Genomic DNA, 5,465 nt, shown 5'->3' with positions numbered 1-5,465 from the left:
CTCGCCTTGTTCATGTCCTGATATTCGTCGACAAGGATGTGTCGGTAGGTCTGCCGGATTTCGGCGGCGACATCGGCGTGGTTCTTCAGCAGTTCGACACTGCGCGCGATAAGATCGCCAAAATCCACCCACCCCCGGGTTTCGAGTGCCTTCTGGTAAACTTCATAGATATGGGCCGCTTCCAGGGCCTTGTCCCTGGCCTCGCCCACCGGCATGGCCTGTGCCCGCGCAAGGTAGGTCTGCGGGTCGCACAGCTCATCCTTCGCGCGCGATATGGAGTTCAGTACCGACTTGAGCCCACGTAGCGGCTCGTGCAGGTCAAAATAATAGTCGAGCTTGAGGTGCTCGAGTTCCGACTCAAGAAGGAACAGCGAGTCCGCCCGGTCCAGGAGTTTCGGAGAATCGGGCAGGCCGAGCCGATCTCCGTAGAGGCGCAGCAGTTCCTGCCCAAAGGCGTGAAAAGTGCTGCACCAGACCGCGGTAGCGGCACCTCCAAGTTCGAGACGTAACCGGCGTGAAAGATCCTCGGCCGAAGCATTAGAATAGGTGAGGGCCAGAATGGACGCCGGATCGGCCTGCTTTTGGGATATGAGCCACGCTGCCCGGGCCACCAGCGTCCGCGTTTTGCCGGTGCCGGGTCCGGCTCGCACCTGTACAGGCCCCGGATCTACCTCTGCCGCAAGTCGCTGGCTGCCATCCAGCGACGGACGCTCGCCATCGGGATCCGGCGGCCGATCTTCGGGAAGCAAGAGTGCATCGGCCATCTGTTGCTGGACCAGATTCAACGGAAGCCCCAGATCGGCGGCGATAGTGTCCGCCGTAAGCTTGTGCGTGATGCACGCCGCCCTGAGGCGCCGACGAGGCAGCAGAAGTTCGCGGGCATAGACATTTGCCTGCGCTTCACGACGCTGCTTCGGACTATAGGCGTCGTTGTCGCCGACCGCCGAGCTCTCGGGCTCGGCGATCGTATAGGGATCGACGTCATCATCGTGGCAGCCGCCCTTCGGATGGTGCAGCCGGGGATGCCCATATTCATGGGCGCCATGAAAGGCGCGGTCCTCGTCGCTAAGCGCGGCCGAGACCAGAATTCTCGGACCATCCGGATCATAGGAGGCCTCGGTGTTGTCCAGCAGCGCATCGTCCTTGGGGAGCACCAGGACCTTGACTCCGCTGGCCAGTGCGGCCGCGGCGAGGAGATCAACCGCCCGAAGCAGGTCAGCATGGGGGTTCAGCTCGTCGTGCCAAGCTGCAGCCTGGCTGCGCAGTTCAGACCAGGCGCTCATGCCGCCGGTTCATCCGAGTCCGCCAGTTGCCGCAACCAAAAGGCCTTGAGATCATCCGATAGCGTCGAGGCATTGATGGCCACGTCAAACGTCTCGGTTTCGATCTTTATTGGCCTTTTGGCCTTGCGCAGATTGCCCCTGGAGGACGGGATCGGCGCGCCGGTGGCCGAGGCAATCACATGCGCTGGCGGCAAGCGAATCTCACCGGCGATCCGACGGAACATTTCCAAAGGACGCCGCCCGACGATGCGGCGTCGGTCCAGCTTCATCATCAATCCCGCATCGAGACCGACACGGACGGCGACCTCGTCTTCCGTAAGGCCGCGCGCACGGATCAGCTGCGAGAGGCGCGGAGGCATTGATTTGATTTCAATCTCTCCGCTTGTGTCGTCGATATCCGTTGAGGTTTGTCCCTGTGCCTCGTGACGGCGGACCAGAACTCGGCTCACGCCAATATTCGCAAATTGCTCAACACTGCAGCCGGAGGGTGCCGGCTCGTCCTTCAAAGCCGTTTGCACGGCAAGATTGGCGAAAAACGCCACCAGCGCATCGCGGTGCTGGGGATAGGCGGCGATCGCCACCACGAGATTCTCATGCGTCGGCTCGACGCCGTCGATGAGGAGGTCAAGGATGACGTCATCCGCCGTTGGCTGATCCACACGGTTCATGACTCTTCTCCATGCGCTTCGCGCATTTGCTCAATTGCAGCGTTTATCCAGTTTCGAATTTGGCGTTCGCTCACCGGTTTGAACTTCTCGCAGAGGGTAGGTACGCCATCCGGGCCATCTTTGAGCGGCCAGTTGTAAATGTGCCGGAGGATAAAGGCTTCCCGGTGCCGCGGATCCGTCACCGCGTTGAGATACCTGAGCGCGCCTCCAGCTTCGTCCTCTTCCTCCGCGAGCAAATGCTCTTCAGGGTTGAGTTCCTCTGACGCAAGACGTTCGACTATCGGCGTGTACTGCCCGTCTTCATCTCGATCTGCGGACTGAAATGCCTGAGCCTTGGGACGGTCTGGCCCGATTGCACGGAGCGTCGCCTGCTTGACGACGGTTGCCGCGTCGACCTCAAGATATTCGGCCGTACGTGACGGAGGGGTTTCATTAAGCAGATCGCCGAGTTCATTCGCAACCGAGATCTGTATTTCTTCGCTATCGGCCGGGCCGTAGCCCCGTGACCAGCGGTTAACGATGGGCTTCACCCGTTCGAAAAATTGATATGTAAGTATGCCCAGAACATGCGGATCGTTGTCGCGTCGCCGAAGCCGGATGAGATGAACCAGGGTCTCGATCCGCCAAGATTGGTCACACCAGACGGTATGAGGCATTTCGAGAGCGAGCGCGATCTCGTTTTCCACTGCCTGGTGGCGGGTATAGCGTTCACCGCTTTTCCGGAAGCACGTCAGTGGTGCCGCTCGCATTTCAGTGGTCTCCTGATGCGTCTGACTGTGCGGCGACTGGTTCATGTCTGGCTCAAGAAACGGTTAGCCGCGATCGGAAATCCGGATGTAAAATTTTTGGCCCGAACTTCCCTCGCGCTCGCAGCCATCTTGCCGACCGCGAGAGATATCACGACATATCGAAATGAACGAAAGGCTCGTGTCCGACAACTTACGCTGATCTCCCACTATCTGCTTGGCCGGCAGAATTCTGCTAGACTGCATCCGCCTCCACAAGATCTACGGTATGACCTTCGGGATCCTCGATCGTCGCACGCCGTCCCCACCGCGTCGAATGCGGTGCTCTCAGAAGTCGTCCATTGTTAGATGCAACGGCAATGCACCGCGCATCGAGGTCATCAACCGTGAAACCGAGGCGCACGGCGCGTGTGCTCGCCTGCTCCTCATGGCAGGGATAGATTTCGAGGAGGCCCCCGCCCGTTTCACAGCTCAAATGCACGGGACCGCTTCCGTGCTTTTCAAGTTGGAACGCGAGACCGAGTGAACCGTAGAAATCAGCAAGGGCATGGGGATCGCGAGCGCGAAGGACGAGAAGGTTGAGCTGCATGGGGCAGGCTCCTTTCAATTCAGTCTTTGTTTGACCGCCACGGGATCTACAGGCTCAATGGGCGCCTCAAATGTTGGGAAATGCGCACGCAATTCCAGCCGGCCGCCCATGGCTCGCAAATAATTTATAAGTGCGCTGACTTTGATATCCGCACCCTTTTCCAAACGAGATACGCGCGCTTGATCTGTTCCCAGGCTATCAGCGAGGTGTGATTGCGTTTCGCCTAGAAGATGTCGCAACTCTCGAAGGCCCAATGGGTGTATTTGCGCATTCTTACGCCATTGCGCTGCAAGTTGTAGAATGCGTGCGCTAGCTTCTGCGGAATTCCTGTAAATTTCCTGAGGGCGTCGTCCATAGCTGTTCGTATCGATAAATAGACCAAAACCGAGCGCAGACTGCCACAGGACATTCGACCGCATGCCGTCGATCTCAATGTCGAGCCACCACTCACCGTCCGGATTGGAAGGCTCGTCGATGTCGAAGGAAACCGACACTTCAGACTGAAGCGCTTCGATCAACTCATGAATGGGTTCGCTCATAGCGTAATGCTCCTCGCGTTGTGGCCGGCCTTATCCAAAAGAACGACCTTGTTCAGATCGACTATCAGGATCGCACCGCTCTCACTGAAATAGGTATTGTGTCCCTGGCTGCGGTAGCGGTGCAAATCGTCGCGCCCGGGAACCGACCGGTGTGCGTCGTCTCGCGGCGGATACATCCGGCCATCATCCCGCGGAAAAGCAGGATCGAAGGCGATGCCGGAAAATTCGTTCTCGACCTCGATCAGAGTTAGGCTGAGAAGCTCGAAAGCCTCCGCCTTGGATGCGCAAGCCGGCGCAGCCAAAAGGCGGAGGCAAAACTCTTTGAGGCGATCGCGCATATCCATGTTAAAAACGACATATGTTTCTTTCGACATATTTTCAAGAGCCCATTTGAGGCAAAATCGCACCGGCGCAGTCATCGTTTGCCCACTGCCGTCCGTAGTGCCGCAGCCATAAGCCAGGGGCCCAGCGCATTCGACCCGGCTAAGATTCATCCCCTGCTCACATGCTGGACGGATGAACGGAAGGTAGGTTTTACGGATAGGATGAGGGCCGTGAACATCCACTTCTGGGTCGGGCCCTGACCGGCGCGGCAGCACGTTGTCTTTTGCGACTCGCCGCCTGTTTTGGCGGCTGCTACCGATGGTCCATGAACCGCGCCGCGCCCCTCGCTAGAAAAGTCACAACTAAATTTGAGATTGAGGAATCGGTCCGCCGGCTCGTGGCGTTCCTCGAGCGGAACAAGCAGGACGGGGCTTTCGATTTTCCTTTCAGCTACTCTTATCCCAATAATTGCTGCGAGAGCGTGTCACTAATCCTTACCTATCTTCTCGAGGAAAAGTACGGCCTGAAAAACGTCGTCATCATAAAGGGCACAAAACCCAGAAAGCACGAGCACCATTTTTGGGTCATGGTCGGAGATCTAAACTACGACCTGACAGCACATCAGTTTCCCAGGCACATACCAATTGTTGGCAAACTGGCTCACTCGCTGTTTTTCTCGTTCACCGAATGGGAGGTCGAGCACCGCCGTGATTTCGTTGAGCGCGATGCAGTGATCGCTCTTCACCGCGCCGGAGTTATTCCGTTCTGATCTCGCAATGCCATTTTTTCAGTCCTAGCTTCCCTGGCGCCATGGAGAATGGCAGGAAGATTTCTGAATCCCGCTGCTCGCAGCGGCTCAGCCAGCCTGCAAGGGTTTACTGAAGAACGGGCAGCCTGCGTCATCTTCGTATGCTTCGGCCAAAAGCTTGGGATGGAATTCGGCGATCTTTTCGGGGTGACCTTCGAGCATGCGCAACATCGAGCGGCGAAGGCACGCCATGGCGACCTCTATTGAAAGCGCCGGGATCTCGAATTGTGTATCACTTGGGTGGAAATAATCGATCCCATGATCTGCCATGCGCGAAAAACTCATCGGGGCCGAATGGGTATGGGCGGAAAAATAGGCGTAGACGCCGTTGAACTGCGTCTCGTCCCATCCCATCATCCTAGTCGCAACATTGCGCATACCGACGACGAACATTTCCTCGCCGCTAGCGACGCGCTTTTTGCGCTCATCCGAAAGTTTGTGGAAAGTTGGGCTTGCTTCGATTTGGGCCTTTAATTCGTCTCGGCCTACTCGAATATCATCGGCCGAC

8 protein-coding genes are annotated in these 5,465 nt (G+C 57.6%); 1 reads left to right on the top strand and 7 read right to left on the bottom strand.

Annotated elements, in window-relative coordinates; genetic code table 11:
* The 6 genes from Q0239_RS15510 to Q0239_RS15485 all read right to left on the bottom strand — a co-directional run.
* Positions 1–1,283: UvrD-helicase domain-containing protein (locus Q0239_RS15510; RefSeq protein WP_298604558.1), on the bottom strand; the 1,283-nt coding region annotated here is incomplete at its 3' end.
* Positions 1,280–1,942 (bottom strand): hypothetical protein, encoded by a 663-nt coding sequence (locus tag Q0239_RS15505; RefSeq protein WP_298604556.1) that lies wholly within the window; start codon positions 1,940–1,942, stop codon positions 1,280–1,282. The genes Q0239_RS15505 and Q0239_RS15510, both read right to left, overlap by 4 nt.
* Positions 1,943–1,947: 5 nt before the next feature.
* Positions 1,948–2,745 carry a hypothetical protein gene (locus Q0239_RS15500; RefSeq protein ID WP_298604554.1) on the bottom strand — a complete coding sequence of 266 codons (798 nt, stop codon included), beginning with the start codon at positions 2,743–2,745 and terminating at the stop codon, positions 1,948–1,950.
* 187 nt (positions 2,746–2,932) lie between these two features.
* A complete protein-coding gene (locus Q0239_RS15495; RefSeq protein WP_298604552.1) occupies positions 2,933–3,286 on the bottom strand; it encodes a VOC family protein in 354 nt (117 codons plus the stop codon).
* Positions 3,287–3,300: 14 nt separating this feature from the next.
* Positions 3,301–3,825: an XRE family transcriptional regulator gene (locus tag Q0239_RS15490; protein ID WP_124811524.1), complete on the bottom strand. Its 525-nt coding sequence runs from the start codon at positions 3,823–3,825 to the stop codon at positions 3,301–3,303.
* Entirely contained in the window at positions 3,822–4,163 is a 342-nt protein-coding gene (locus Q0239_RS15485) for a hypothetical protein (RefSeq protein WP_298604549.1), read from the bottom strand. Before Q0239_RS15485 ends, Q0239_RS15490 begins: the two co-directional genes overlap by 4 nt.
* A 311-nt stretch (positions 4,164–4,474) precedes the next feature.
* Between Q0239_RS15485 and Q0239_RS15480 the strand changes: the two genes are divergently transcribed.
* Positions 4,475–4,918 carry a hypothetical protein gene (locus Q0239_RS15480; protein WP_298604547.1) on the top strand — a complete coding sequence of 148 codons (444 nt, stop codon included), beginning with the start codon at positions 4,475–4,477 and terminating at the stop codon, positions 4,916–4,918.
* Positions 4,919–5,005: 87 nt separating this feature from the next.
* Here the strand turns inward: Q0239_RS15480 and Q0239_RS15475 are convergent.
* Positions 5,006–5,465 (bottom strand): hypothetical protein (locus Q0239_RS15475; RefSeq protein ID WP_298604545.1); only part of this gene is annotated, 460 nt, incomplete at its 5' end.

Origin of the sequence: uncultured Sphingorhabdus sp., from assembly GCF_937872355.1 — a bacterium.
Classification (GTDB): domain Bacteria; phylum Pseudomonadota; class Alphaproteobacteria; order Sphingomonadales; family Sphingomonadaceae; genus Sphingorhabdus_B.
The sequence above is the reverse complement of the archived record's forward strand: the minus strand, read 5'-3'. Positions and strand labels throughout refer to the sequence as shown.